This window comes from Serratia sp. CY47280, from assembly GCF_052168655.1.
Lineage (GTDB): Bacteria > Pseudomonadota > Gammaproteobacteria > Enterobacterales > Enterobacteriaceae > Serratia > Serratia bockelmannii.
Window position 1 is genome coordinate 17,540 of record NZ_JBJNMG010000008.1, and the last position, 26,466, is coordinate 44,005.

Sequence of the window (26,466 nt, forward strand, 5' to 3'; positions counted from 1 at the left end):
TCAATACGTCTGGGAGCCATCGCGCCGGCGGCGAGGTCACCTCGCCGTCGTCTTATTGGTTGGGCATCGCTGCTGCGGGAATGATGGCGCCGCGATGTTGGATCACCGATGCGGCGAGCAGATGGCCGCGCTGCGCCGCCTGCTGGGCGCTGCCGCCGTTCAGGCGTACCGCCAGGTAACCGGCGCTGAAAGAGTCGCCTGCTGCGGTGGTATCCACCACGCGCTCCGGCGGCAGTGCGATCGCCGGTACCTCAAGCCGCTCTCCCTCCACGCTGAACACCAGACAGGCATCCGCGCCGCGTTTGATAACGATCTCGCCGACGCCGAGCGCCTGTGTGCGTGCCACCACCTGTTCAACCGGCTGTGCTCCCCACAGCAACGCTTCGTCATCCAGCGTCAGGAAGGCGATGTCGGTGCAGGCCAGCACCTCGCGGTAGGCCAGCTGCGTTTCCTCACGGCTTTGCCACAGGCGCGGACGGTAGTTGTTGTCGAAGATAACCTGGCCGCCGTTGGCGCGGCAGCGGCGCAACAGCGCCAGCAGCTTCGTGCGGTCGGCAGGCGCGAGGATCGCCAGGCTAATGCCGCTGAGATACAGGTAATCGAACTGCGCCAGCCGGGCACACAGTGCGTCGGCCTGCGGTCCCGCAAGCCAATACCGGGCGGCGGCGTCGTTGCGCCAGTAGTAGAAGGTGCGTTCGCCGGCGGCGTCGGTTTCGATGACGTACAGGCCCGGCAATTTGTTGTCCAACTGCTGAATCAACCCGGTTTCGATGTTCTCCTGCCGCCAGGCCTGCAGCATCTCGCCGCTGAAGCTGTCGGTGCCGAGTGCGGTGACGTAATGCACCTGCAGCGTCTGTTCCGGCATTTGGCGGGCAAGGTAGACGGCGGTGTTGAGGGTATCGCCGCCAAAGCCGCGCGTCAGCTGTGCGCCCTGCTGTGACAGCTCGATCATGCATTCGCCGATCACGGCGAGATTTCGGATAGTCATCGTCAATAAGCCCTGGCTAAAGAAGAAGCAACAGCCGCCAGTCTCCACGTAAGGCGGTCAGGGAGTCAATAAATTAAAACAGCGTTTTAATTTTTTATGATCGCGATCGACCAACGCCAACAGGGTGAAGAGGAAAGCCTGCGGTAATTCGTGCTTAAAGTTTTACGCGGCGCGGCCGATAAGCTGGGTAAAGAAACAGCGGCAGCGCTCTCACTTCCCCGCCACGGCGATAGTACCGATGATAACCAACCTGATCTCGGGTCTGCTGGCGCCCTGTTTTGCCCTCTATGCCTGCGCCAAATCGCGGCGCTACTGGCGGCAATGCCGGCGCTTGTATACCTTCCAGCCGATTTATCGCACCAGCGGCGCGTTGCTGGCGGTGGAACTGCTGACGGCGGTGTATCACCCTAATGAGCCGGACAAACGGCAATCCCCGGAACAGTATTTTGCCTCGCTCGGCGTCGCCCAGCGTTTGCGGGTGATCCAGGAGCAGTTGGCGCTGTTGCAGCGCTGGCAGGCGTTGTTCATTCGCCACGCGGTGATGGTGTCGGTCAATATCGATGGTATGGCGCTGCAAGCGTTGCAGCGTCATGACGCGTTGCAACGGCAGATCGCCGAGATGCCCTACCTGCGCTTCGAGCTGGTGGAGCAAGCCGCAACGGCGTCAAACCGCCCGTTACAGCAGATCGTCGGCGGCGAACGGTTGTGGCTGGACGATTTCGGCAGCGGGCTGGCCAACTTCTCCGCCGTCGGCGCCTGGCGCTATCAATACATCAAGGTGGCGCGCGAATTGTTCACCTTGCTCAAACAGTCGGAAGAGGGCGTACAGCTGCTCGGCACCCTGATCAAGATGATGAATCAGCACAGCGACGGGGTGATCGTCGAAGGCGTGGAAACCGAACAGGAGTGGCGGCTGGTGCAGCGTTCCGGCGCGTTGGCCGCGCAGGGTTACTATCTTTCCCGCCCGGCGTGCTTTGAAACTTTACACAGCGTACCGACGCTGTTTGCCGCGCCCGGCGCGCCGGCGTGAACTCCGGCCTATCCTCAGCTAGGCTTAAACGGGGCTGCTCATTCCTTTTCCTTTCATTCGGCAGCCCGGTTTATGTGCTGAGGGAGCCCTATGACAAGAACAGGAAAGGTTTTCAGCTGGCTGGGCGGCATTGTGCTGCTGGTGCTCGCCGCGCTGGCGATCTTCATCGCCACCTTCGACTGGAATCGACTCAAGCCTACCATCAACGACAAGGTGTCGGCCGAACTGCGGCGGCCCTTCGCCATCCGCGGCGATCTGGGCGTCGACTGGTCGCGTAACCCTGAGGAGGGCGGCTGGCGCGCCTGGGTGCCCTGGCCGCATATTCACGCCGAAGACGTGTGGTTGGGTAATCCGAAAAACATCCCCGGCGACAGCATGGTGACGCTGCAGCGCGTCGACGCCAGCATCGCACCGCTGGCGCTGCTGAGGAAAGAACTGCTGATCCCGCGCATCTGGCTCAAGCAGCCGAATGCGTCGTTGCAACGCCTGGCCAACGGCGACAACAACTGGACGTTTGACCTGGCCGGCGGCCAGGATCCCAAGCAGCCGCCTTCCGCCTGGTCGTTCACTGTGCACGATATCGTGTTCGACAAGGGACAGATCGCCTTTAAAGACGCCACGCTGAAGGCGGATTTCCGCGCCGTTATCGATCCGCTCGGCAAACCGCTGCCGTTCAGTGAAGTGACCGGCAAACAGAGCGGCGGCAAGGTCGCTACACCCGATTATGTTTTCGGCTGGCAAGTGAAAGGCAAATATAACGGCGAACCGCTGAGCGGCAGCGGCAAGATCGGCGGCATGCTGTCACTGCAGAGCGCCGATCTGCCGTTCCCGCTGCAGGCCGACGTGCGCTCCGGCAGCACCCGGGTGGCGGTGGCGGGCACCTTGTCCGATCCGCTGAACCTCGGCGGCCTGGACGTGCAGCTGAAATTTTCCGGTGAAAGCCTGGGGAATCTCTATGGCCTGACCGGCGTGCTGCTGCCGAACACGCCGCCGTATGCGACCGATGGCCATCTGATTGCCCGCCTGCACCAGCCGGGCGGCGCCGTGTTCGAATATCAGAAATTCGACGGCAAAATCGGCGACAGCGACATTCATGGCGACTTGAAATACGTTGCCGCTAAACCGCGGCCGACGCTGAGTGGCGCGGTGAGCTCCCGGCAGCTGAGGCTGGCGGATCTGGCGCCGCTGATCGGCGCGGATTCCAACGCTGCCAAAGCCGGCCGCGGCGAGAAGAGCCGCCAGCCGGCGGATAAGGTGCTGCCGGTTGAACAGTTCGATACGCAAAGCTGGAGCAAGATGGATGCGGACGTGAAGTTTGCCGCCGCGCGCATCGAGCGCGGCAGCGATTTACCGCTGAGCGATCTGGCCACGCACCTGAAGCTGAACAATGGCGAGTTGCGTCTGGATCCGCTGCGCTTCGGCATGGCGGGCGGCAGCCTGAACGCCGTGGTGCGCCTCGACGGCGGCAAAAAGCCGATGCGCGGCCAGGTAGATATGCACGCGCGCAAACTCCAGCTCAAACAGCTATTGCCTAACGTGGCGGCGATGAAGCGCAGCCTCGGGCAGATGAACGGCGACGCGAGGCTGACGGGCAGCGGTAATTCAGTGGCCGAGCTGCTGGCGACCAGCAACGGCGATCTGCGCCTGCTGATCAATAACGGGGTGATCAGCCGTAGCCTGATGGAGATCCTCGGTCTGAACGTCGGCAACTATCTGGTGGCGCAATTGTTCGGTGACGACGTGGTAGGCATCAACTGCGCGGCGGCGGACGTCGGCATCCGCAGCGGCGTCGCCGCGCCGCGGCTGTTCGTGTTCGACACCGAGAACGCGGTGATCAACATCACCGGTAACACTAACCTCGCCACAGAGCGGCTGGATTTATCCATCGATCCGGAAAGCAAGGGGATGCGCGTGCTGACCCTGCGATCGCCGCTGTACGTGAAAGGCACCTTCAAGCACCCGGACGCCGGGGTGAAAGCCGGGCCGCTGATCGCGCGCGGCGCGGCGGCGGTGGCGTTGGGGGCGGTGCTGACGCCGGCGGCGGCGCTGCTGGCGCTGGTCTCGCCCAGTGAAGGCGGCGAGGAGAACCAGTGCGGGCAGATCCTGCGGGAGATGAAAGGCAAAAAATAATCAGGCGCGCGGCGGTGGCGTAAGCAGCCGGCAGTCGTGATCCTGGATCTCTTCCGCCGAGGCCAGGGTGAACGGCAGCAGGCTGCGCTCGGTCGCCAGCAGCAGGAAATCGCCGTCCGGCAGCGCGGTCATCGCCAGGCCGAAGCTGCCCATGCGCCCGTCGGCGCGCGGCAGGCCGGCAGCCAACAGGCGGAAGGCGCCCTGTTGCTCCAGCTCGGCAGGGGTTACCCGCCGCCCCAGATAGTCATGTCCCAACAGGCCGCCGGGCAGCGGTTGCCATTGCTCGATGAAATCGGGGCCGATCTGCGCCAAGCGCTGTTTTACCGCCGGCAACAGGCAGGAGATATGAATGTGCAGCTGGTTTTGCGTGCGGCCATATTCCGAATTGATGGCCAGTGAAATATCACCGTCGTCGATGGGTTTGCCATAGCGTTCCGCCATCACGTGGCGCGCGCGCCAGGCCTGGGCGAAGAAATTCGGCGTGGCGGCATCCAGCACCGCCGGGCTTTCTATCCCGGTGATTTTGGCGCTGGGCATCAGCAGGTATTGCAGCGGTCCGTTGCGATCTTTAAACACCACGAAGCCGGCCTGCACATCCACCTGCTTGCAGGGCGCCGGGTTGTCATGCGCTTGCTGATTGGGCAGACATTGCTGGCTGACGATGCGCCACAGCGCATCGGGATGGTCGGGCTTCAACCCGTAATAGAGCGCGATGGCGAGAGCCGCCAGCAGCGCAACGCAGACAAATACCCCACGACGCAGAGACATCGGCCGATCCTGTTACCGAGATAAACATCCAGCATAGCCCGGTTTTATGACAGGAAACGAACAACGCGTGCGGCCCCCGCAGTGAGGGGGCCGCAGGGGATCACAGCGACTGGTGGCGGGTTTCTTTCATCAACAGCAGAGCCAGTAGCGTCAACCCGGCCATTGCCGCCAGGTACATGCCGACGTAGAACAGCCCGTAATGGGCCGCCAGCCAGGTGGCGATATAAGGCGCCACGGACGCGCCGAGGATCGACGCGACGTTGTAGGAGAACGACGCGCCGGTATAGCGCACTTCGGTAGGGAACAGCTCCGGCAGCAGCGCGCCCATCGGGCCAAAGGTCAGCCCCATGATGCTCAGGCCGCACAGCAGGAAGCCCATGACCAGCGCCTGGTTGCCGGAGCCCAGCAGGGTCGGGAACAGAAACGCGAAGCCGATCATCAGCAGGGTAATGGCGATCATGGTCTTGCGGCGGCCGAACGCGTCCGCCAGCAGGCCGGCGATCGGCACCATCACGCCGAAACCGATCACCGCCACCATCAGCATCCACAGGAAGCTGTTACGGGAGTAGCCGAGGCCCAGCGGCTGCGGCGCGGTGCCGTAGGTCATCGAATACACCGTCATCAGATAAAACAGCGTGTAGGTCGCCAGCATGATGAAGGTGCCGAGGATGGTGGCTTTCAGATGCTTGCTCAGCAGCGTGCCGAGCGGCACTTTTACCTGTTTGCCGGCCTTGGCCGCTTTGGCGAACACCGGCGTTTCATGCAGCGATACCCGCACGTACAGGCCAATCAGCACCAGCGCGGCGGAGAGAATGAACGGCACGCGCCAGCCCCATTCCATAAACTGCCGATCGCTCAGCAGCCAGGAGAGCAGCAGGAAGGTGCCGTTGGCGAAGAAGAAGCCGATCGGGGCGCCCAACTGGGGGAAAGAGCCGTATAGCGCGCGCTTTTTGGCCGGCGCGTTCTCCGTTGCCAACAGGGCGGCGCCGCCCCATTCGCCGCCCAGCCCCAGACCCTGGCCAAAGCGCGCCAGCGCCAGCAGGATAGGGGCGAAGATGCCGATGGTTTCATAGCTCGGCAGCAGGCCGATCAGCACGGTGGAAATCCCCATGGTCAGCAGCGAGGCGACCAGCGTCACCTTGCGCCCCACGCGATCGCCGAAGTGGCCGAACAGCGCAGAGCCGATAGGCCGCGCGACAAAGGCGACGGCGAAGGTGGCCAGCGACTGCAGCGTCGCGGTGGTCGGGTCGCCCTGCGGGAAGAAGATGTGCGGGAACACGATCACCGCGGCGGTGGCATAGATGTAAAAGTCGAAGAACTCGATGGCGGTGCCGACCAGCGAGGCGACGATGACTTTCCCGCGGGAATTCACCGGTGTAGACGCGTCGTCGGCGTCGAGTGGGGGTGCGATGGTGGCTTGCATATCTATTTCTTATTGTTGGAGGGGGTAAAAATCCATCTTAGTGACAGCATTCCGCCTTTTCAACGCTGTAACTCTGGGCTGCGCCGCCGCTAACCGGTTAAAAAGACTAATGTTTTACCTGGCTTCTTTTCTGTAGCGTTAAACGTTGAGAAATGGGTTTCATACAGAGGGAATGGCTGTAAAAACGGAAAAGAAAAGTGAATGGGTAGTTTGTTATGCTGGTTTTCCGAATGCCATGCCGCATGATTTAGAGGGATTGACTGGATTTTTGCTTATTAACCAGAGGAAAGTGCCGGTGTGTGCGATAACACCGGCACGATTGCATGGCTTCAGGGGGCCGGTGGCTCGCGTTCCGGCAAGGCTTTGTCGCCTTTGTAGTCGGCGGTAGCGATCCAGGCGGCACAAAACAGCGTCAAACGGGCGAAGAAGTAGAAGAACGCCATCAGCCCGATCACCGAGCCGAAGGCCGCGCCGGAAGGCGACTTCGCCACCTGCGGCAGCGTCATCGTCATCACGAACTTGATCACCTCAAATCCGATAGCCGCGAGCAAGGTACCGCGCAGCAGCGCTTTTTTCTTCGGTTTGTGGCGCGGCAGCATCCAGAAAATCCACAGGAACAGCAGATAGTTGGCGAAAATCGAGATCGACAGCGCGATCGTCGTCAACGCCGGCCGCAGCCATTCGATGCCGTCCAACCCCAGCGCGTTGACGATCGCCGCCTGTGCCGATCCGGCGACCGAGGTCAGCGACAGCGTAATGATCAGCGCGACCACCAGGCCGGTCAGCGAGATGAAGTCGCGGGTGTACTTGAAATAGATTTTCTCCTGATCCTGCGGATTGCGCTCCCAGACGTCACGCGACTGTGCGCGGATCGCCTCGCGCAGGTTGCCCATCCAACTGATGCCGGAATAGAGCGCCAGCGCCAGACCGGTCAACCCCACGGTGGTACGCTGCTGAATGGCGGTGTTGACGGTGTTCTTCAGCGTGCTGGCCAGCGTTGGATCGCTGATGCTGCCGACGATCCGGTTGATCAATCGGGCCAGCAGATCCGGGTTGGAGGCCAGCACGAAACCGGCGGCGGCGAATGACACCATCAGGATCGGGATCAGCGAGAGGAATGAAAAATAGGTGATGGCGGCGCCGAACTGGCTACCCAGCCGATCGTTAAAGCGTTCGGCCGCGCGCAGCAGGTGCGCAACGCTCGGCCAGGCTTTGATGCGTTCAATCAGACGTGAAAAACCACCAATGCGGCGGTCGAGGGTCTCATGGCCGGTCTTGATGGCGATAAGCGGCTTCGGCGGCGTGTCTTGTGCGGGCTGGCGGCGTTCCTGGTCTGGTCCTGTAGGCATTACTTCACGATTTCCTTAACGTTAAACGGCATGTATCCGTATTGATTATAGCCAAAGCCTCGCGGCGTTTTGAGCGCCGGGGCGGCAAACGGTCAATTTCCGAGCTTAACGCGTTAGCGCCCGGCATGAAATGCCGACGATGGCGCGATAGGTAAAATTCCTATGAAAAGCCCGTGGCGCCTCGGTTTTTTTCACTTCCCTACCTCCAATTTTTATCTGTTTCGTCGGCGAGAAAGCGTTTACTCATGATGTGGCGTCGCGCTTTACCGACCGCCGCTCCGCTGCAGCCGTAGGGGCTGGAACGGTCTCATCCGTCATCAACAGAAAAACTGGAAGGTCTTATGAAATTGCTTAATCACCCCACCTGCCGTCCGTTTACCGAAGCGGGCAATCTGTCGCAGCTTTCCGCCTACTATGAAGAGGAGAGGCATATCATGTGGATGCTGCTGCGCGCTGCGCCCCGCCCCTGCTTCAACCAGGCGCTGATCGAAGACATCATGACGCTGGCGCAGGCGGCGAAGGAGTCTTCGCTGCGATTCGATTTCTGGGTCACCGGCTCGCTGGTGCCGAACATGTTCAACGTCGGCGGCGATCTGCAGTTCTTCGCCGAAGCGATCAAAAACCGCAGGCGCGAGGCGATGATGGCCTACGCGCGGGCCTGCATCGACTGTGTGCATGCCGCTGCGCGCGGTTTCGACACCGGCGCGGTCAGCATTGCCATGGTTGAAGGTAGCGCGCTGGGCGGTGGCTTTGAAGCGGCGCTGGCGCACCATTTCGTGTTGGCGCAGAACAATGCGCGCATGGGGTTCCCGGAGATCGCGTTCAACCTGTTTCCCGGCATGGGCGGTTACTCGCTGGTGGCGCGCAAGGCGGGCATGCGCTTGGCTGAGGAGCTGATTTGGGGCGGCGAGTCGCACACCGCAGAGTGGTTCGAGAGCCGCGGGCTGGTGGATCAGCTGTTCCAGCCCGGCGATGCCTATATGGCGACGCGCACTTTCATCGATACCATCCGGCCGAAGCTCAACGGCATGCGCGCCATGCTGCGGGCGCGTCAGCGCGTATTGCAACTGACGCGTTCCGAGCTGATGGATATTACCGAGGATTGGGTCCACTCGGCCTTCACCATTGAGGAAAAAGATCGCGCCTACATTGAGCGGCTGGTGATGTTGCAGGATCGCCACACCCTGAACCTGCGTCGTGCCGGCTAACGTTAACGCGCCCGCCTCACGCGGAAGGTGAGCGCGGGCGATAGGACTGCAGCCAATGCTCCAGCTGTTCCGGGAGCATTGGCCGCGCAAACAGAAAGCCCTGTTTTTCGTCCACGCCGACCTCGTCGAGGAAGTGGTTTTCGCTCTCGGTCTCTACCCCTTCGGCGATCACCCGGAAGGCCAGCGCCTCCGCCGCCGCGACGATCGCGCGTACCAGGGATTGCGATACCGGATTGAAATTCACCCCGCGCACGAAGCTTTTATCCAGCTTGATGGCGTCCAGAGGTATACGCGCCAGCTGCGCCAGTGACGAATAGCCGGTGCCGAAGTCGTCGAGATGCACCTGCGCGCCCAGTTCGCGTAGCCGGGTGATCAGCGCGCGCGCGCGGTTCTCGTCTTCAATCAGACTGCTTTCGGTCAGCTCGAAGTCCAGCAGACAGGGGGCCATGCGATGATGGCGCAGCACCCCGAGCAGGTCGTTGACGATGCCGTCGTCGGCCAACTGCCGGGCGGAGAGGTTGACCGCTACCCGCAGGTTCAATCCCTGTTCTTGCCACTGCGCTGCCTGGCTGGCGGCGGTCTGCAGCACCCATTGGCCCAGCGGGCCGATCAGGCCGGACTCCTCGGCGTAGGAGATGAACTGCAGCGGCGGGATCAGGCCGCGCTCCGGCGAATCCCAGCGCACCAGCGCTTCCACGCTGTGCACTTCGCCGCTGCGCGCGTCGATTTTAGGCTGGTAATACAACACCAGCTGATTTTGCTCCAGCCCTTTACGCAGATTGGTGTCCAGCCACATGTATTCGGCGACGCGTTTGTTCATCTCCGGCGAGAAGACGGTATAGGTGCGTTTGCCGTGCTCCTTGGCGACGTACATGGCGGTATCGGCGCTGCGGATCAGGCTGTCGAGATCGTTGCCGTGCTCCGGGCACAGCGCGATGCCGATCGAACAGCCGGTATACACCTCAATCAGGCCGATGCGGAAAGGGGTTTTCAGCCTGTCGATAATGCGCTGCGCCAGCGTTTGCAGGCGCTCGCGATCGGTTTGCGGCGCCAGCACCAGAAATTCGTCGCCGCCGAGGCGGGCGAGCACCTGATCCGGGCTCAGGCAGCCGAGGATCGCCAGCGCGACTTCGACCAGCAGCCGATCGCCGAACATATGGCCGTAGGCGTCGTTGACCTTTTTGAAGTTGTCGAGATCGAGGTACACCAGGCCGAAGCTCTCTTCGCTGCGCGTAGCGATGGCGTGGTTGATCTTATCCTGGATGGCGTTACGGTTAGGCAGGCCGGTGATAAGATCGGTGTTGGCCAGCACCCGCAGCCGTTCCTGCGCACGGCGTTCTTCGGTGATGTCGGTGCCGGAGCAGATCAAAAACACCTCGTTCTTGCCGCTGCCGCTGTGCACGAACTTATTGCGGAACAGAAACAGTCGTTCGCCCTTGACCGTCTTTACCCAACGCTCCACCTCATAAGACGATCCGTTGCGGAAGAAGCCGGCGATGTTGCGCCGCGAGGCGGCGGCTTCTTCCGGGCTCATAAACAGCTGGAAAACGTTTTTGCCGATCACCTCGTGTTCGTGCAGCCCGGTGTACTCCTCGCTCAGCCGGTTGAAACGCTGAATGCGGCCGTGCTGATCGACGATCACGATCACCGAGTTGGCTTCGGACACCACCTGCTCGGCAAAGGAGAGGCCGTGCACCAGATCGCGCGCCACGGATGGGGTGTCGCTGAAGGCGGAAGCGGTGCCCGCCCATTCGAGGTTGTTGACGCGGCGCCCGACCAGATGCAGATGCAGCGGTTCGCCGGCCAGCGTAATGGTCAGCTCAAGGCTGGCGGTTACGCCGCTCAGACGGCGAATTTTCGCCGCGTCCATGGCGCTGAGTGCCACCGCGACGTGGGCTTTGCCCTTAACGGCGGACAGCTCCAGGGCATTGCTGTCAAACGCCAGCCGCCAGTGGGGGCTTTGGGTGCCGAAGTGGGCGTTAAGAAGCTCAGGGCCTTGGTCTGCGGGCATGATGATTCCTCAAAAGAGCACGGGCGGCCGGTCGGCGCAGCTCCGGGCAGCCTGTTGGCCCGAAAGCGATCGCCGTACGCATCTGTGCATCATATAACAGGTTTTTGCAGGCGGGACGGGTGATGGAAACTATTATATAAGCAATGATTAGTTTTGCGGTGTAAACGTCGCCCGGCGGCCGCTTGCCTTAAAGTGTAGGAGAACATCGGATCCTATGATGCTTGTACTGACTTCCCCCTGCTATCGGAAAACGGTTGAGGCAAGATTGCCGTGCTGGCGAGTAAATTATAGCGGTGAGGGGAAAGCGGAAAAATAACTCCACCGGGGGGATTTTTGCCGAGAAATTAAAATTTCCATCAAATAAACGCCATCTTCATAGTTTTCTCATAATTGGTGAATAAATCCGAGACGGGTTTTAAAAAGTTTACACACCCTCGCATTACTTGAATTTTATCAGCCTATTATTATCTCCGACGACGAATGAGCCTGTTAACGTACAGCGCTCCTGATGAAGAAAAACTTTTAAGGAAATGATTATGCGTAAATTGACGGCTTTATTTATTGCTTCCACGCTGGCTCTGGGTTCTGCTTCCGCGGCGTTCGCCGCCGATACGGTGACTGCCCCGGCGGCGGATGCGGCGCCGATGAAAATGATGCATCACAAGGGTGAAGGTAAAGGCGGCCCGTTCGCCGGGTTGAACCTGACCGAGCAGCAGCGCCAGCAGATGCGCGATATCATGAAAGAGTCGCACCAGAAGCGCGGGCCGGGCATGAAAGAAGAACGCCAGGCGCTGCACAATCTGGTCGCTTCCGACAGCTTTGACGAAGCGAAGGCGAAGGCGCAAATTGACGCGATCGGCAAAGCACAATCCGAACGCATGCTGGAACGCGCCAAAGCGGAAAATAAAATGTATAACCTGCTGACGCCTGAGCAGAAAAAACAATACAATGAGAATTATCAGAAACGCGAGCAAAAGATGATGGACCACATGAATAAAATGAAGGAGCAGATGTCCTCCGGTCAGTAATATCCGCTCGCGGTGAGTAAAAAAGGGCCAGGCTATTTGTCTGGCCCTTTTTCTATTTGGCGTTATCGCCGGCAGACTTTGTCGTGAGTGATAATCATTCTCCGCCGACAATGTGCTGGAAATGTTCGGCAACGGCCTGCGCAAAGCACGGGTCGTTAATATGATAAGGCGTTTTTATCAACCGGCGTTTGTCGGTGGCGTGCACCGTTTCTTCCAGCGCCTGCGTAAAGGCGGCCAGCGCCGCCGGATCCCAGAACGGTTGCCCGGGCGCATCCAAAGCCGATACGCCGCCTGTCGGGATAACGAAACGCACTTCGCCCGCGCAGGCGTTGATTTTTTCGCCCATCCAACGCCCCATTAACGCATTCTCCCGCGCGCTGGTACGCACCAGCGTCACTTGTGGGTTGTGATGGTGACGCAGACGGTTGGCATAGCGAGCCGGCACCGTATTCGGCGCGCCGAAGTTGATCATGTCTATCGCGCCGCAGGAGAGCACGCACGGGATGCCGGTACGCGCGATGGCACCGAAACGATCCATATTGCAGGGCAGCACACCGCCAAACAGGTAATCGGCCATTTCGGTGGTGGTCAAATCGATGGCGCCGTGCAGTTGGCGGTTATCGATCAGTTTTTCCAACGACCTGCCGCCGCTGCCAGTCGCATGAAACGTCAGACAATCCCATTGTGTTCCCAGTTCGGCCACCAACGCCTGAACGCAGGGCGTGGTGACGCCAAACGTCGTCAGGCCGATCGCGGGTTTGTTGTCGTGATAGTCGACGGCGGCGAAGTGCACTGCGCCGGCTATCTGGCGTGCCGCGTTGCCTAGCACCTGTCGCGAGATGCGGTTAAGACCGGCGAGATCGGTGACCGAATACAGCATGTTGATATCGCTGGCGCCGACATAGGCGGAAACGTCTCCTGCCGCCATGCTTGAGACCATTATTTTCGGCAGGCCAATCGGCAGCTGCTGCATGGCCGGCGTGATGATGGCGGTGCCGCCGGAGCCGCCCAGACCCAGCAAGGCGGCGATATCGCGGCGCGTCAGGATAAAACGTTCGAAAGCGGTTGCCATAGCGGCGATCGCCTGGCCGCGACTGGCGCAAAAGACCGCACCGGCGCCTGCCGGATGGTGGCGAGCAACGTCCTCTGGACCGATATCGGCCGGGGAGTCAAACGGCAAGCGACGAGTGGAAAGATCGACGGTTCGCGTGGGTAAATTCAGGGCAGCGATTAGCCGCCGTACATACTCCAACTCTTGTCCTTTCGTATCTGCTGTGGTAGCAATATAGACAAAATTTGAAGTTTCTTTCATGTGTCTTCCTGGGGTGTTTCTAATTTTTATTTAAAAATCATTTTATTATATTTTTTAGGGTGCCCTGGTGTTGGCATTTAAATTAAATTGATTAATGTATTTATATAATGAGACGGCAGTATCATTTTTGCAAGGGCAGCTCAGTGCAAAATGGGACTCCTGTCTCATTTTTGAGCTTTTCAACGTGGCCGGCGCTTTGCCGGCAGCCAGTCGACAGAGGCGCATCCTCTGTTGCGCAAGCGTGTGCAGATGTATGAGGTTTAAGTGCCGATAAATGCTTTTCCCACCCCGTTCGATCCTTCACTGACTTCCACACGGGCAAAAACCTACCGTTTGTTGCTGGCCAGCGCGATGGCGCTGTATGACGAAGGGGCGTTTCCTTCGATCACCGAGCTGGCGGCGCATGCCCAGGTATCGCGCGCGACCGCCTACCGTTATTTTCCGACCCAGAGTGCGCTGATTAGCGCCGTGGTGGCGGAAAGCCTGGGGCCTATTCTGGAATGGCGCCCGCAGGACGACGATGCCCTGAAGCGTATCCAGCAGTTGCTGACCTTCGCCTATCCTCAGATGGAACGGCACGAGGGAGCATTGCGTGCGGCACTGCAGCTCTCTTTGCAGCAGTGGGCGCACGCCACGCCGGGCGAAAAATTCGTGCGCGGCAACCGCAAGCGTCTGTTGGCGCTGGCGGTAGAACCGTTGCAGGGCAAACTGCCGCCGGATTCTCTACAGAGAGTGATTCATGCTTTCTCGCTGATTTACGGCTCGGAGGTATTCCTGGTGTTGAAAGATATCTGGGGGCTGGAACTTGAGGGCATTCAGGACGTCACGCAATGGATGGCCAAAGCCATCCTGCGTCAGGCGGAAGAGGACGCGACGAACCGCAAAAAAACATCAGCAGGATAATCCAATTTTTGCCGATGACCGAGTGAAAAACCAGCATAATTCACTGAGTGAATATTGGCAAAATTTATAATTAAAAGTGATAAAAGACGCCTGTTAAGCACTTTTCAGGCGGCCATCTCCTTCATTCGATCTTTGTTTATATTTTTATTTATCAGCGTATTAAGGTTTTTCCTCTCACTTTTTATCGCCGCTTCGCTACCGGCAAACGTCATTGCCATTTCTTATTGGCGTTGGCCTGATTCACCCCTGAAACGTTCTCTCCCCCCGCCGAACTGCCGAGTGACACATTAAGCGCACTTGAGATTGTTGTGCTTTATTTATTTGGTGTTACCAAACTGTTACACAAAAAATCTTATAAAACATTTGCAAACAACAACGGACGGTATCTGGGATGGAGAAGAAACTTAGAGGAGTCAAATCCGCTCGGGCGGCCTTCGGCTGGCCTGAAATCGGAGTTCATCGCGCACAATGGAGCGCGATGCTGATCTGCCTGACGGCGATCGGCGGGGCGCAGGCCTCCAGCTATATAGAGAACGGCAAAGCGGGCGATCCGGCCAGTTGGCGCAGCAGTGAGTTCAACGCGGAATGGGGGCTGGGAGCGATCCACGCCGACCAGGCCTACGCCGCCGGTTATACCGGAAAAGGCATCAAACTCGGTATTTTCGATCAGCCAGTCTACGCCAAGCACCCCGAATTTTCCGGCCCAGATAAGGTGATCAATCTGGTTACCCATGGCACTCGCGAATACACCGATCCCTATATTCCAGTGAAAAAAGGCGATGACTTCCGCTATGACGGTACGCCAAGCACCGACTCCAGCGGCAAATTAGGCTCGCACGGCACCCACGTGGGCGGCATCGCCGCCGGCAGCCGCGACGGTGGCGCCATGCATGGGGTGGCATTCAACGCGCAGATCATCAGCGCAGAAAACGGCGACCCCGGCCCGGAGGACGGCATTGTGCTCGGTAACGACGGCGCGGTTTACCAGGCCGGCTGGGAGGCGCTGGTGGCCAGCGGCGCGCGCATCATCAATAACAGTTGGGGCATCGGCATCACCGAGAAATTCGATGAAGGCGGGTATGACCCGGCTTATCCGCACTTCACGGTGAACGATGCGCAAAAGCAGTTCGATCAGATCAAAACGATCCTGGGCACCAACCCCGGCGGCGCCTATCAGGGCGCGATCGACGCGGCGCGCAGCGGCGTGGTCACCATCTTCGCCGCCGGCAACGACGGTAACCTCAACAACCCGGATGCCATGGCCGGCCTGGCCTATTTCGTGCCGGACATCGCGCCGAACTGGCTGTCGGTCGCCAGCCTGCAGGATCCCACCAATAGCGGTGATTACAGCATCAGCACCTTCTCTTCCCGTTGCGGCTATACCGCCAGTTTGTGCGTCTCGGCACCGGGTACCCGGGTGTACAGCTCGGTGATCGCGGGCACCGGTGTGGACGACCTGACGACCGGCTATGCCAATAAAAGCGGCACCTCGATGGCGGCGCCGCACGTGGCCGGCAGCGTTGCGGTGCTGATGGAGCGTTTCCCGTATCTGAATGGCGCGCAGGTGGCGGAAGTGCTGAAAACCACCGCCACCGACATGGGCGCGCCGGGCATCGACGCGCTCTACGGCTGGGGGATGATCAACCTGGGCAAAGCCATCAACGGTCCGGGCATGTTGGTGACCTCCGAGGATATTCCCGAAGAATTCCGTATTCCGGATCCGGCGGGCGTGGCCTACGGCCCGACCCAGTTCGTGGTGGATCTGCCGGGCGTCGGCGCGGTGCTGGATAAGGGCAAACCGACCGAGCGCGTCTGCAGCGATGTGCTGTGCGGGCTGGACGTCTGGAGCAACGATATCTCCGGTCACGGCGGCCTGACCAAGCAGGGCATCGGCACCCTGGTGCTGACCGGTAACAACACCTATGCCGGCCCGACGCTGGTCAATCAGGGTCGGCTGGCTGTCAACGGTTCGGTCACCTCGGCCGTCAGCGTGCAGAACGGCGGCATCGTCGGCGGCAGCGGCACGGTCGGTTCGCTGACCGCCCGTCATGGCGGCACCGTGGCGCCGGGCAACTCGATCGGCACCCTGAACGTGGCGGGTAACGTCAGCTTCGAAACGGGCTCGCGCTACGCGGTGGAAGTGGGGCCGAACGGCCAGAGCGATCGGATCCAGAGCAGCGGAGCGGCGACGATCGGCGGCGGTGAGGTGGCGGTGACGCTGGAGAACAGCGCCAACCTGCTGACGCAAAGCGAGGTGCGCAGCCTGCTGGGCCAGCAGTACACCATCCTGAGCGCGCAGCAGGGGGTGAGCGGGCAGTTTGACGCGGTGGCGCCGAACTACCTGTTCCTCGGCACCGGGCTGAGCTACCAGCCGACCGGGGTGACGCTGAGCGTCGGGCGCAACGGCACGAGCTTCGCCAGCGTGGCGCAGACCTCGAACGAGCGGGCGGTGGCGGTGGCGGCGGATGCGCTGGCGGCGGGCAACCCGGTGTACGAGAGCCTGCTCACCAGCGGCACGGCGGGCGAAGCGCGGCAGGCGTTCCGTCAGCTGTCGGGGCAAATCCATGCGGATATCGCCTCGGCGCTGGTGAACGACAGCCGCTACCTGCGTGAGGCGCTGAACGGGCGTCTGCGTCAGGCGGAAGGGCTGGCGAGCTCGTCGGCCATCAAGGCGGACGAGGACGGCGCCTGGGCGCAGCTGCTGGGGGCATGGGACCACGCGTCGGGCGACGCCAACGCCACCGGCTATCAGGCCTCGACCTACGGGGTGCTGGTGGGGCTGGACTCGGCGGTTGCGGGCGACGGGCGACTGGGGGTGGCGACCGGCTACACCCGCACCTCGCTGCACGGCGGTTACGGGTCGAAGGCGGACAGCGACAACTACCACCTGGCGGCGTACGGCGACAAGCAGTTCGGGGCGCTGGCGCTGCGCGGCGGGGCGGGCTACACCTGGCACCGCATCGACACCAAGCGGTCGGTGAACTACGGGATGCAGTCGGACCGTGACACGGCGAAGTACAGCGCGCGCACCGAACAGCTGTTCGCGGAAGCGGGCTACGGCGTGCAGGGTGAATGGCTGAACCTGGAGCCGTTCGTCAACCTGGCGTACGTGAACTTCGAAAACAACGGCATCGCGGAAAGCGGCGGCGCGGCGGCACTGCGCGGCGACAAGCAGCATACCGACGCGACGGTGTCGACGCTGGGGCTGCGTGCAGACACCGAATGGCAGGTGAGCCCGGGCACGACGGTGGCGCTGCGCAGCGAGCTGGGGTGGCAGCACCAGTACGGCGGTCTGGACCGTGGCACCGGGCTGCGGTTCAACGGCGGCAATGCGCCGTTCGTGGTGGACAGCGTGCCGGTGTCGCGTGACGGCATGGTGTTGAAGGCAGGGGCGGAAGTGGCGGTGAACGAGAACGCCACGCTGTCGCTGGGCTACGGCGGACTGCTGTCGCAAAACCATCAGGACAACAGCGTCAACGCCGGCTTCACCTGGCGCTTCTGACCTTCAACGGTCATCACAATGACAACGGAGCCGGCATGCCGGCTCCGTTTTTATTTGCGGCTGCGGGGTGAGTCCGTATGATGGCGCGGCGCCAGGGCAATAAAAAACCGGGACCCTGACGGATCCCGGCTCAAAAGTGGGTAAAACAGATTAGCGCTAAAGGCTCAAGCCCCGTTTTGCTTGTGCAGTCCGAGCGATGTGATCATCGTCTCAGTAGCGGCAACGGAACAAATTTTCCCTGGTGTTACTATGGTTATTATTAAAAAACGTGCTGGTGTTATTTTTTATAGTGTATTGCTGTATGTCTCTTTTGATACCATGTTTGACGATGCAACATGGTATGTCAAGCAACGTTTTTAACGCATAATTGCATCAGATGCTAGTTTTAGATGTGGCTTTTTCAGCGGAAATAATCAAAACGACTGATAAATCAGTAAAAAAAATCGAAGGAACAAATGGATAACAATCACCAAAAATTCGATTCACAGTCGATTGCCAATCGGGTCAGGGAGCTGTTTTTACATTACGGGATTGGAAAACGTCAGCATGCCCGCGAGCTCAGCCGCATCTTGGATCTGAGTTTTTCACATGCGCACCGCAAACTGAAAGGGCAAAGCCCCTGGACGCTGGAACAGATCAACAGCGTCGCGGCCGCGCTCGGAGAAACGCCGGCGGCGATCGCCGATTTGAGCGCCGAACACGAGACTCCCGAGCCAAACATGGCGCGCGATGCCATCTTTGTCGTGGCGGGGGTGGCGATACCTTGCGTCGGGCACATCGGCGACGAGCTTCCTGCCGGGCGGCCGGCGGAATTTGTGGCGCTGCGCGTGGAAGGGCAGTGGCATATCTATCGCACCGATGAGGCGCCGGCAGGCCCGCGTTACGGCGTCGATCTGATCGAAATCCGGCCCGGCTTCGGCGACGACGAGCGGCTGAGCATCGCGGTATTGGACGATTCGCATCAGGCGGCCGATGAACTGGCCAAGTATCTGGGTGGCTGCGGGTTCAACGCGGTGGCGTTTTACGACGTCGACAGTTTCTGTCAGGCGTTGCAGCAAAGCCTGTTCGACGGTTACGTGGTGGACTGGTTGATCGGTGAGGAAACGGCGGATCGCTGTATCGCTACCATCCGCGCCTCCGACAATCCGGACGCGCCGGTACTGGTGCTGACCGGTGAACTGGGCACCGACCGACGCGAATCGGAAATCGCTCAGGCGATGCGCGAGTACGACGTGCTCGGCCCTTATGAAAAACCGGTGCGGCTCCATGTGATCGAAGCCGCACTGCAACGCTGTTTTAATCTTTAGCGGGGAACACCTCGGCCAGCGCGCTCGACAGCGCATCCAGTCGAACCGGCTTCATCAGGTAGTTATCGAACAGGGCGCGCTGATCCGCCGTTAACTGCTCCGGCGTGTAGGCGCTGATGCCGATGATCGGCACATGGCGGTTGGGGCCGCGACGGTTGCGCAACTGCCTGGCCAGAGCAGCGCCGTCGATGCCCGGCATCTGCAAATCCAGCAACAGCGCATCGTAAGGACGTCTGAGCAGCTTCTGCAGCGCGCGTTCCGGCGAGTCGCACAGTTCGTGCTGGTAACCCAGCTTGTCCAGCAGCGCCGCAAAGGCGTCACCCACCGACTTGTTGTCATCCACCACCAGAACCTGCTGCGGCTTATGCTGCAGAGAGGCATTGGCGGCGGCGGGCTCGTCGGCACGTTCGTCTTCACTGATCTGCACCGGAATGCTGACGATAAAGGTGCTGCCCTTCTTGATTTCGCTGTACACCGTGATGGTGCCGTTGAGCAACGTCACCAGGCCGTGCACGATCGCCAACCCCATCCCCACGCCGGCGTACTGCTTGGTATGCGACTGATCCAACTGGGTAAAGGGCTTGAAGATCTGATCGAGCTGGTCTTTTTCGATACCGATGCCGGTGTCAGTCACTTCGATAATCAACGAACTGCCGCCCGGTTGGCGGCGCAGGCAGCTGTGCAGCGTAATGCTGCCGCTTTCGGTGTACTTGTAGGCGTTGGTCAGCAGGTTGACGATAATCTGCCGGATGCGCAGCGGATCGGAGTGCACCAGCAGGTGGCTGCATTCCACTTCACAGCTGAGTTTGACCTGTTCTTTGCGGGTCAGGGTGGCGATTTCGTTGGCGGTCTCCGCGATCAGCTTCTGCGCGTCGAACGGTACGATGCGCAATTCCATCATGCCGCTGTCGAGGTGCGCGTAGTCGGTCAGATCTTTCATCTGGCTTTCGATTTGCTGCGCGGCGGTCTCCAGCCGCTGGAAGGTGTCCGCATGCTCTGCCGACACCCGGGTATTCACCAGCACGTCGATGGCCGACATCACGCTCTGCAATGAGGTGCGCAGCTCGTGGCCAATAGCGCCGAGGAAGGCGTTTTTGGTGCGCGTCGCTTTCTCCGCCTCAATCGCCTTGGCCTGTTGGCGAATGGTCAGCCGCTGCTGGCGGAACACGATCAGGGTGATGGCGATCAGCGCGATCACCGAGAACATGACGATCACCAGCCCATAGAAAATAATGTGCCGCTTCTCGATGTAGTCCTCATAGGCGGCGGTGCGCTGCTTCACCTCGGCATGGTCGGTCAGGTTGGCCATTTCGATGGAGTAAGGCTTGATGGCCTTCATGGCCGCGAAAACCTGGTCGAAGTCGATTTTCGGGCTGTCCAGCAGCTTATCGATGCGATCCATCTGCAGGCGCATCTGTTTGACCACTTCCGGATAACCCGGCTCGGCGTACAGCGGCTGGGTCGATTCGGAGACGGTTTCCAGCACGTAAAAACGCGAATAGAGGATTTCGAAGCGCAGCCGCAGGTTGTCGTTGTCCACCTGCGGCGCGTGACTTTGCTGTTCGACCAGCGTGTCGAACTCCGCCAGCTTGATGGAGAACTTGGCGATCGACCAGGAGTAGTTCTCCTGCGTGCCGGCGATGGCATACAGCCCTTTCTTCGACAGGGTGGCGCTGTAGTAATAGAGTGTGACGGTCGAAGCCACTAAAAACAGCGCGGCAAAGATGGCCGGGATCGCCAGCCTGCTGCCGTTCTTAAAGGTCGTCAGCTTCATTTGATCACGATCCTGTCGACTTGCCAGATAAAGCGTGAATTGTACAACGGCGAGTTCAGCTCAGGCCCGGCGGCGTCACGCGGGTACACCAGGAACAGCGGGCCGAAGTTTCTGAGCTTCAGCATTTCCCCGTCCATCTTGTAGGCCAGGATCATGTTGTATTTCGTGACGTCGGACAGCGGCACGTCGATGTAATAATCGTTCAGCGCGTAGAAGGTCAGCGTCTCGCCCTTGGCGCCGACGCGCTCCAGGATATCGGCCACCGAAATCCCTTCAAATTTTCTCTGCGGCGTCCAGGACGTGGAGGTGGTGATGCTGCGCACCGGCATCGCCAACAGTTGTTTATCGGTGAACAGATAGCTTTTGTTGACCGGGTCGGTCACGTTGTCGATCTTGCCCGCCACTTCCAGGGTAAAGCTGAGGGCGCTGCTCTGGGCGATAATCAGGGCCACGCAGGCTATCGCAAGGTTTTTGCATAGTTTGAACAGCATCGGTGTTCTCCAGAGGCGCGGGGAGGTTGTATCAGTCCCGCTAATTTATCAGGCAGAATAATGGCAGAAAAAGCAGGCGGGTGCGAAGGGAATAGTAAACCGCACAAAAAGAACAGGTCTGGGTCGGTCGGCCCGTGCGCGTAACCTTTCCCTTCCGTTTGTCAGCCGTTCCGATGTGCTTTCAACAGCTGGGCCAGCTGCGTCAGGCCTGCCGTTAGCTCGTCCAGTGAGGGGGAACCCAGGCACAGGCGAATGCCCGATTCACTTTCGCCGTCATTGACCATGACCGCGGCCGGCGGCGTGACTTTAACGCCCGCCAACGCGGCGGCGGCGGCCACAGACTCGGCGGTTTCGTGCGGCATCGGCAGCCAGACATGGTAAGCGTCGGGATGCGATACGCATTCGTCGGCATCGAATATCGAGGTAGCCAGATGCACTCTTCGCTGAGCCTCATGGCGCAACGCTTGCGGTATCGCCTCGATCGCGCCGCTGGACAACCACTCCCCCACCACGGCGCAAGACAGTGGCGAAGGTGCGAAGGGAATATCTTGCAAGGCTTCTTCCGCCGCGGTTTGCATGTCGGGCGGTAGAGTCAGCATACCGATCCGCAACCCCGGGCCGAGCGTTTTCGACAGGCCATTGACATGGAACACCCGCTCGGGTGCCAACGTCGCGAGCGCAGGCACTGCTGAATGCCCTAGGGCATACACGCCATCCTCGATGATCCAGACATTCGCCTGCCGGCATATCTCGACGATAGCCCGCCTGCGCTCGGCGCTCATGGTGGCGGTCGTCGGGTTATGCAGCGTCGGTGTCAGATAGACCGCAATATGGCCGGAGGAGACACGCTCGAGCGCGCTCGCCAGCGCCTGCGGCACCATGCCTTGCGCATCGATCTCCACGCCGATCAGGCGATGGCCTTTACGTCGGGCCAGCGCGATCGCGCCGGGGTAGGTCAGCCTCTCGGTCAGTATCGTCCCGCGTGGCCCGCAGGCCAGGTCAAATGCCAACGAAATCGCCTGACGGGCATTGCTGGTCAGCGCCAGGTGCGACGGTTCGATCGTGACGCCGGCGTTTTCCAGCCAGCGGGCCAACAGACGCCGATGTTCCAAGTGCCCGGTCGGAGGGGAATAGAGGTTCAGATGATCTGCATCCATTTTCCGTGCGATGCCGGCCAGCGTGCGTGCCAGCAAACGGTCAGTCAGCATCGCCGGCGGCGCATTGGACGAGAGATCGATTTCACGTTCTTCACGGGCGCGGCGGATCGCCACGAACATCCCGCGCCCCTTCACGCTGCGGACCAGCCCGCGTCGTTCCAGGATGGCGTAGGCTTTGGTCACCGTGCCCAGACCGATCGCCAATTGCCAGGCGAGGGGGCGGTGTGCCGGCAAACGATCGCCTCCTTGCAGCTTGCCCTCGATAATGTCGTCAGCCAACGCCAGCACCAGCCGTTCGACGGTAGTGGCTTCCACGTTGGCCAGGCGGGGTTGCCAGGGGGATTGAAGCCGCATGGTCGCTCTCCGGAGAAAGAATATAGTGTCACGTGACACTATTTAAATAGGCGAAAAGTGTAACACATACTATGTTGGTGAGGAGCCCCGGCGTTTTCAACAACGGCTCGGCCGTAAGGCGGGTCAGCGGAGTTTTTCCATGATGGTCAGTCAGCTTGCATTGGTTTACGGCGCCTATCTCCTCGCTACCGCCAGCCCCGGCCCCAGCAACATGGCGATCATGGGCGTGGCGATGCGTGACGGCCGCAGGCCCGCATTGGTGCTGGCCGCCGGCGTGATGACCGGATCGCTGTGCTGGGCGATGTTGGCCGCGACCGGCCTTTCCGCCGTGTTGGCCACGTATGCGCAGGCGCTGTGGACCATCAAAATCGTTGGCGGCGTGTATATGCTGTATCTGGCGCTGCGCGCTGGAAAGTCCGCGTTACGGACGTCCGCCGCGGCGCCGGGCATGGCCGCAGGGCGCGATGCGAGGCCTTATCGGGCGCTTTATCGGCAGGGCGTGCTGATGCACCTCGGCAATCCCAAGGCCATCATGTCCTGGATGGCGATCATGTCGCTGGGATTGCGGCAAGGCGCGCCTGAGCAGGTTTTACCGGCAATTATTGGCGGTTGCGCGCTGCTCGGCGTGACGATTTTCGGGGGGTATGCCCTGCTGTTCTCAACGGCGCCGATGATCGCGTTTTACACCCGGGTGAGGCGCTGGATTGAAGGAACGCTTGCGCTGCTGTTCGCTTTGGCGGGCCTGGAGCTGTTGATATCGCGGGGGTAATGAACGCCCGGCGTTAACCTGAGGAGAGAAGCGATGGTTTTTGGCATGCAGATGGTGGATGTCTTTGGCGCCGGGCCGCTCGCCGGCAATCCGTTGGCGGTGATCACGGGCGCCGGAGCGTTGTCGACGGAAGACATGCAGTGTTTGACGCGTTGGTTCAACCTGTCGGAGACGGCCTTTTTGCTGCCGCCGACGCACCCCCAGGCGGATTACCGGGTGCGGATATTCACCCTGGATCGTGAAATGCCATTTGCCGGACACCCGACGCTGGGCAGTTGTCATGCCTGGCTCACTGCGGAGGGGATGCCGCGCAATAGGGCGGAGATCATCCAGGAATGCGGGGCGGGCTTGGTGAGCATTCGCCGCGAGGCAGGACGGCTGTGTTTTGCCGCGCCGCCGTTGATTCGCTCCGGGGCGCCCTCAGAAGAGACGTTGGCCGACGCGCTGCAGTTTTTAGGTATCGCGCCTGAGGAGGCGCTCGATGCCGCCTGGATCGATAACGGTCCGGGGTGGCTGGGGATCCGGCTGGCCAGCGCTGAGCGGGTACTTTCCCTGACGCCGGCGAGAAGCTGGCCGCGCAGAGTGGACATTGGCGTCGTCGGCCCACATGCCGATGGTGACGCAGCCTTCGAAGTTCGCGCCTTTTTGAGCGATCATCTTGGCGCTATCGTCGAAGATCCGGTCACCGGCAGCCTCAATGCCTCGCTGGCCCAGTGGTTGTTCGCAAGCGGCGTGGTCAGCGGTGGCTATATCGCCGCCCAGGGCCGCTGCCGTGGGCGCAACGGGCGCGTGCATATCACCCGCGACGAGAGCGGCCGGATTTGGGTGGGCGGCAATACGCGCACTCAGGTCGAAGGGCGGCTGCAAGGGATTGGCACGGCGTAGAAAGCGTCGCCGCACTGTGTGCGGCTGAACGGAATATCGATTTTCATCCGATGATAAGGAGTGAACAGTATGTCTGCGATGCCACCAAACGATACCCCTGTCGAAGCTGATATTACGCAGCCGACGACGGTCACCGAAACGTTGAAAATGCTGGTACGTTACAAAGCGTGGGCGAATGCGCTGACCTTTGACACCGTGATGTCCTTGCCGGCCGGTGAAGCCTTACGGCAGCGGCCGACCCGTTTTGGCAATATGGTGCATACCTTAAATCATGTGTACGTGGTGGACGATATCTTCAAACACCATCTGCAAGGCCGCAAGCACGGCTACACGGCGCGCAACACCGAGCAAACGCCTGCGCTTGACGACTTGCGGTGTGCGGTGGAGGAAATGGACCGCTGGTATATCGAACAGGTGGACAACTGGTCACCCGAGGCGCTGGCGCAGGTGGTACATTTCGAGTTCGTCGGCGGGGGGGAAGGCCGGATGACGCGCCAGGAAATCGTGCTGCATGTCGTCAACCACGCTACCTATCATCGCGGTTTTGTCGGCGATATGCTCTATCAAGTACCCTTCGCCTCGCCGGCGAACGATTTGCCGGTGTTTCTTCGCGATCATTACCGCCAGGCGCGGTGAGGCGAGCGAGAGAAATAAAAAAGCCAGACGCTTTCGCGCCTGGCCTGTTACGCGCCGAAACTCGGCGAGGTTGCGCCTCAGCGCATGGTGACGAACTCTTCCGCCGCGGTCGGGTGGATCGCCACGGTGTTGTCGAAGTCCTTCTTGGTGGCGCCCATCTTCACTGCCACCGCGAAGCCCTGCAGGATTTCATCCATGCCGAAGCCGATGCCGTGCAGGCCGACGATCTTCTCTTCTTTACCCGCGCACACCAGCTTCATGCGGCACGGCTGGCGGTGCTGCGTCACGGCGCTGTACATGGCGGTGAAGGAGGATTTGTACACCTTCACGTTGTCCGCGCCGAATTTCTCGATGGCTTCCGGCTCGGTCAGGCCGACGGTGCCGATCGGCGGGTGGCTGAATACCACGGTGGCGATGTTGCTGTAATCCAGGTGCTCGTCCGGCTTGTTGTTGAACAGGCGCTCGGACAGGCGGCGGCCGGCGGCCACGGCGACCGGGGTCAGCTCTACCGCGCCGGTGTTGTCGCCCACCGCGTAGATGCCTTTGACGTTGGTGTTCTGGAACTTATCGACGTCAATGTAGCCTTGCTCGTTGGTTTTCACTCCGGTGACGCCGAGGTTCAGGTTGTCGGTCGCCGGTTCGCGGCCGATGGCCCAAATCAGGCAGTCGACGGTGAATGCTTTGCCGTTTTCCAGCTGCAGCGTCAGGCTGCCGTCGGCGTTCTTGACGATCGCTTTCGGCACCGATTCGGTGTGCAGGCTCGGCCCCTCGGTGTTCATTACTTCCACCAGGGTTTCGACGATCATCGGATCGAAGCTGCGCAGCGGCGCGTGCTTGCGCACGAACAGGTGCGTTTCCGCGCCGAGCGCGTTCAGCACGCCGGCGATCTCCACGGCGATATAGCCGGCGCCGACTACGGCGACGCGTTTCGGCATGGCGTCCAGCTCAAAGAAGCCGTCGGAGTCGATGCCGTATTCCGCACCCGGAATAGCCGGATGGCTCGGGCGGCCGCCGGTGGCGATCAGGATGTGGTCGGCGGTGATGGTCTCGCCGTTCACCTCCACGGTGTGCGCATCCACGAAGCGCGCGAAGCCTTTGATCACGTCGACCTTGTTCTTGCCCAGCACGTTATCGTAGGAGTTGTGGATGCGGTCGATATAGGCGGTGCGGTTGGCGACCAGCTTCTTCCAGTCGAAGGCGTTGACGGTGGTGTCGAAGCCGTAGTCCGGGCCGTACTGATGGATGGCCTCGGCGATCTGCGCCGCGTGCCACATGACTTTTTTCGGTACACAACCCACGTTTACACAGGTGCCGCCCAGCTCTTTGGCTTCAATCAGCGCACACTTTTGGCCATACATGGCTGCCCGGTTGATCGATGCGATACCGCCGCTGCCGCCGCCAATTGCTAGATAATCGTAATGTTTCGTCATCTGGGATTTCC

The 26,466-nt window shown here is 60.6% G+C and carries 20 protein-coding genes; 10 read left to right on the forward strand and 10 right to left on the reverse strand.

Features of this window, described 5'->3' with window-relative positions; genetic code table 11:
* Window positions 1-52: 52 nt before the first annotated feature.
* Complete coding sequence (locus ACJ8J4_RS21985; RefSeq protein WP_264383763.1) at window positions 53-988, reverse strand: sugar kinase; 936 nt, start codon at window positions 986-988, stop codon at window positions 53-55.
* Window positions 989-1,226: 238 nt separating this feature from the next.
* Between ACJ8J4_RS21985 and pdeH the strand changes: the two genes are divergently transcribed.
* The gene (gene pdeH / locus ACJ8J4_RS21990) at window positions 1,227-2,018 is read left to right on the forward strand and encodes a cyclic-guanylate-specific phosphodiesterase (protein WP_043142934.1); all 792 of its coding nucleotides are present in this window, start codon (window positions 1,227-1,229) and stop codon (window positions 2,016-2,018) included.
* A 90-nt stretch (window positions 2,019-2,108) separates the two neighbouring features.
* Window positions 2,109-4,148, forward strand: a complete 2,040-nt coding sequence (locus tag ACJ8J4_RS21995) for an AsmA family protein (protein ID WP_149570073.1) — start codon at window positions 2,109-2,111, stop codon at window positions 4,146-4,148.
* Here the strand turns inward: ACJ8J4_RS21995 and ACJ8J4_RS22000 are convergent, their stop codons facing one another.
* The 3 genes from ACJ8J4_RS22000 to yhjD form a co-directional block, all read right to left on the reverse strand.
* Window positions 4,149-4,916 (reverse strand): CDP-diacylglycerol diphosphatase, encoded by a 768-nt coding sequence (locus ACJ8J4_RS22000; RefSeq protein ID WP_025304633.1) that lies wholly within the window; start codon window positions 4,914-4,916, stop codon window positions 4,149-4,151.
* Window positions 4,917-5,016: 100 nt separating this feature from the next.
* On the reverse strand, window positions 5,017-6,339 hold the full coding sequence (locus ACJ8J4_RS22005; RefSeq protein ID WP_043142943.1) for an MFS transporter: 1,323 nt from the start codon (window positions 6,337-6,339) through the stop codon (window positions 5,017-5,019).
* 329 nt (window positions 6,340-6,668) lie between these two features.
* A complete protein-coding gene (gene yhjD / locus ACJ8J4_RS22010; protein ID WP_025304632.1) occupies window positions 6,669-7,688 on the reverse strand; it encodes an inner membrane protein YhjD in 1,020 nt (339 codons plus the stop codon).
* 341 nt (window positions 7,689-8,029) lie between these two features.
* Here yhjD and ACJ8J4_RS22015 point away from each other — a divergent pair, with 341 nt between their 5' ends.
* The gene (locus ACJ8J4_RS22015; RefSeq protein WP_025304631.1) at window positions 8,030-8,896 is read left to right on the forward strand and encodes a crotonase/enoyl-CoA hydratase family protein; all 867 of its coding nucleotides are present in this window, start codon (window positions 8,030-8,032) and stop codon (window positions 8,894-8,896) included.
* Between the two features lie 16 nt (window positions 8,897-8,912).
* Here ACJ8J4_RS22015 and pdeR read toward each other — a convergent pair whose 3' ends face one another.
* Window positions 8,913-10,907: a cyclic di-GMP phosphodiesterase gene (pdeR, locus tag ACJ8J4_RS22020; RefSeq protein WP_043142947.1), complete on the reverse strand. Its 1,995-nt coding sequence runs from the start codon at window positions 10,905-10,907 to the stop codon at window positions 8,913-8,915.
* A 536-nt stretch (window positions 10,908-11,443) separates the two neighbouring features.
* Here pdeR and spy point away from each other — a divergent pair.
* Window positions 11,444-11,935: an ATP-independent periplasmic protein-refolding chaperone Spy gene (gene spy / locus ACJ8J4_RS22025; protein WP_043142950.1), complete on the forward strand. Its 492-nt coding sequence runs from the start codon at window positions 11,444-11,446 to the stop codon at window positions 11,933-11,935.
* A gap of 94 nt (window positions 11,936-12,029) precedes the next feature.
* On the opposite strand, the gene ACJ8J4_RS22030 is transcribed toward spy, so the two are convergent.
* Window positions 12,030-13,247 carry a Tm-1-like ATP-binding domain-containing protein gene (locus ACJ8J4_RS22030; protein ID WP_043142954.1) on the reverse strand — a complete coding sequence of 406 codons (1,218 nt, stop codon included), beginning with the start codon at window positions 13,245-13,247 and terminating at the stop codon, window positions 12,030-12,032.
* Between the two features lie 264 nt (window positions 13,248-13,511).
* Here ACJ8J4_RS22030 and ACJ8J4_RS22035 point away from each other — a divergent pair, with 264 nt between their 5' ends.
* The 3 genes from ACJ8J4_RS22035 (at window position 13,512) to ACJ8J4_RS22045 (ending at window position 18,959) form a co-directional block, all read left to right on the forward strand.
* Window positions 13,512-14,150 carry a TetR/AcrR family transcriptional regulator gene (locus ACJ8J4_RS22035; RefSeq protein WP_038630005.1) on the forward strand — a complete coding sequence of 213 codons (639 nt, stop codon included), beginning with the start codon at window positions 13,512-13,514 and terminating at the stop codon, window positions 14,148-14,150.
* A gap of 478 nt (window positions 14,151-14,628) precedes the next feature.
* Window positions 14,629-17,652 (forward strand): autotransporter outer membrane beta-barrel domain-containing protein, encoded by a 3,024-nt coding sequence (locus ACJ8J4_RS22040; RefSeq protein WP_442516106.1) that lies wholly within the window; start codon window positions 14,629-14,631, stop codon window positions 17,650-17,652.
* 455 nt (window positions 17,653-18,107) lie between these two features.
* The gene (locus tag ACJ8J4_RS22045; protein ID WP_025304624.1) at window positions 18,108-18,959 is read left to right on the forward strand and encodes a helix-turn-helix domain-containing protein; all 852 of its coding nucleotides are present in this window, start codon (window positions 18,108-18,110) and stop codon (window positions 18,957-18,959) included.
* Here the strand turns inward: ACJ8J4_RS22045 and ACJ8J4_RS22050 are convergent.
* From ACJ8J4_RS22050 to ACJ8J4_RS22060, 3 genes are all read right to left on the reverse strand, one after another.
* On the reverse strand, window positions 18,949-20,733 hold the full coding sequence (locus tag ACJ8J4_RS22050; RefSeq protein ID WP_025304623.1) for an ATP-binding response regulator: 1,785 nt from the start codon (window positions 20,731-20,733) through the stop codon (window positions 18,949-18,951). The genes ACJ8J4_RS22045 and ACJ8J4_RS22050 overlap by 11 nt on opposite strands.
* The gene (locus ACJ8J4_RS22055; RefSeq protein WP_043139109.1) at window positions 20,730-21,224 is read right to left on the reverse strand and encodes a molybdopterin-dependent oxidoreductase; all 495 of its coding nucleotides are present in this window, start codon (window positions 21,222-21,224) and stop codon (window positions 20,730-20,732) included. Before ACJ8J4_RS22055 ends, ACJ8J4_RS22050 begins: the two co-directional genes overlap by 4 nt.
* 161 nt (window positions 21,225-21,385) lie before the next feature.
* Window positions 21,386-22,735 carry an aminotransferase-like domain-containing protein gene (locus ACJ8J4_RS22060; protein WP_099817027.1) on the reverse strand — a complete coding sequence of 450 codons (1,350 nt, stop codon included), beginning with the start codon at window positions 22,733-22,735 and terminating at the stop codon, window positions 21,386-21,388.
* Between the two features lie 139 nt (window positions 22,736-22,874).
* Here ACJ8J4_RS22060 and ACJ8J4_RS22065 point away from each other — a divergent pair, with 139 nt between their 5' ends.
* The 3 genes from ACJ8J4_RS22065 to ACJ8J4_RS22075 all read left to right on the forward strand — a co-directional run bounded on the left by ACJ8J4_RS22065 (window position 22,875) and on the right by ACJ8J4_RS22075 (window position 25,025).
* Complete coding sequence (locus ACJ8J4_RS22065; RefSeq protein ID WP_043139101.1) at window positions 22,875-23,504, forward strand: LysE family translocator; 630 nt, start codon at window positions 22,875-22,877, stop codon at window positions 23,502-23,504.
* Window positions 23,505-23,537: 33 nt separating this feature from the next.
* Window positions 23,538-24,389 carry a PhzF family phenazine biosynthesis protein gene (locus ACJ8J4_RS22070; RefSeq protein ID WP_060435210.1) on the forward strand — a complete coding sequence of 284 codons (852 nt, stop codon included), beginning with the start codon at window positions 23,538-23,540 and terminating at the stop codon, window positions 24,387-24,389.
* Between the two features lie 69 nt (window positions 24,390-24,458).
* A complete protein-coding gene (locus tag ACJ8J4_RS22075) occupies window positions 24,459-25,025 on the forward strand; it encodes a DinB family protein (RefSeq protein WP_244590492.1) in 567 nt (188 codons plus the stop codon).
* Between the two features lie 77 nt (window positions 25,026-25,102).
* Here the strand turns inward: ACJ8J4_RS22075 and gorA are convergent, their stop codons facing one another.
* The gene (gene gorA, locus ACJ8J4_RS22080) at window positions 25,103-26,455 is read right to left on the reverse strand and encodes a glutathione-disulfide reductase (RefSeq protein WP_025304617.1); all 1,353 of its coding nucleotides are present in this window, start codon (window positions 26,453-26,455) and stop codon (window positions 25,103-25,105) included.
* Window positions 26,456-26,466: the final 11 nt, after the last annotated feature.

Coding starts and splice junctions, on each gene's coding strand:
- ACJ8J4_RS21985 (WP_264383763.1), bottom strand. CDS start 988: ATGACTATCCGAAATCTCGCCGTGATCGGCGAATGCATGATCGAGCTG.
- pdeH (WP_043142934.1), top strand. CDS start 1,227: ATGATAACCAACCTGATCTCGGGTCTGCTGGCGCCCTGTTTTGCCCTC.
- ACJ8J4_RS21995 (WP_149570073.1), top strand. CDS start 2,109: ATGACAAGAACAGGAAAGGTTTTCAGCTGGCTGGGCGGCATTGTGCTG.
- ACJ8J4_RS22000 (WP_025304633.1), bottom strand. CDS start 4,916: ATGTCTCTGCGTCGTGGGGTATTTGTCTGCGTTGCGCTGCTGGCGGCT.
- ACJ8J4_RS22005 (WP_043142943.1), bottom strand. CDS start 6,339: ATGCAAGCCACCATCGCACCCCCACTCGACGCCGACGACGCGTCTACA.
- yhjD (WP_025304632.1), bottom strand. CDS start 7,688: ATGCCTACAGGACCAGACCAGGAACGCCGCCAGCCCGCACAAGACACG.
- ACJ8J4_RS22015 (WP_025304631.1), top strand. CDS start 8,030: ATGAAATTGCTTAATCACCCCACCTGCCGTCCGTTTACCGAAGCGGGC.
- pdeR (WP_043142947.1), bottom strand. CDS start 10,907: ATGCCCGCAGACCAAGGCCCTGAGCTTCTTAACGCCCACTTCGGCACC.
- spy (WP_043142950.1), top strand. CDS start 11,444: ATGCGTAAATTGACGGCTTTATTTATTGCTTCCACGCTGGCTCTGGGT.
- ACJ8J4_RS22030 (WP_043142954.1), bottom strand. CDS start 13,247: ATGAAAGAAACTTCAAATTTTGTCTATATTGCTACCACAGCAGATACG.
- ACJ8J4_RS22040 (WP_442516106.1), top strand. CDS start 14,629: ATGCTGATCTGCCTGACGGCGATCGGCGGGGCGCAGGCCTCCAGCTAT.
- ACJ8J4_RS22045 (WP_025304624.1), top strand. CDS start 18,108: ATGGATAACAATCACCAAAAATTCGATTCACAGTCGATTGCCAATCGG.
- ACJ8J4_RS22050 (WP_025304623.1), bottom strand. CDS start 20,733: ATGAAGCTGACGACCTTTAAGAACGGCAGCAGGCTGGCGATCCCGGCC.
- ACJ8J4_RS22055 (WP_043139109.1), bottom strand. CDS start 21,224: ATGCTGTTCAAACTATGCAAAAACCTTGCGATAGCCTGCGTGGCCCTG.
- ACJ8J4_RS22060 (WP_099817027.1), bottom strand. CDS start 22,735: ATGCGGCTTCAATCCCCCTGGCAACCCCGCCTGGCCAACGTGGAAGCC.
- ACJ8J4_RS22065 (WP_043139101.1), top strand. CDS start 22,875: ATGATGGTCAGTCAGCTTGCATTGGTTTACGGCGCCTATCTCCTCGCT.
- ACJ8J4_RS22070 (WP_060435210.1), top strand. CDS start 23,538: ATGGTTTTTGGCATGCAGATGGTGGATGTCTTTGGCGCCGGGCCGCTC.
- ACJ8J4_RS22075 (WP_244590492.1), top strand. CDS start 24,459: ATGTCTGCGATGCCACCAAACGATACCCCTGTCGAAGCTGATATTACG.
- gorA (WP_025304617.1), bottom strand. CDS start 26,455: ATGACGAAACATTACGATTATCTAGCAATTGGCGGCGGCAGCGGCGGT.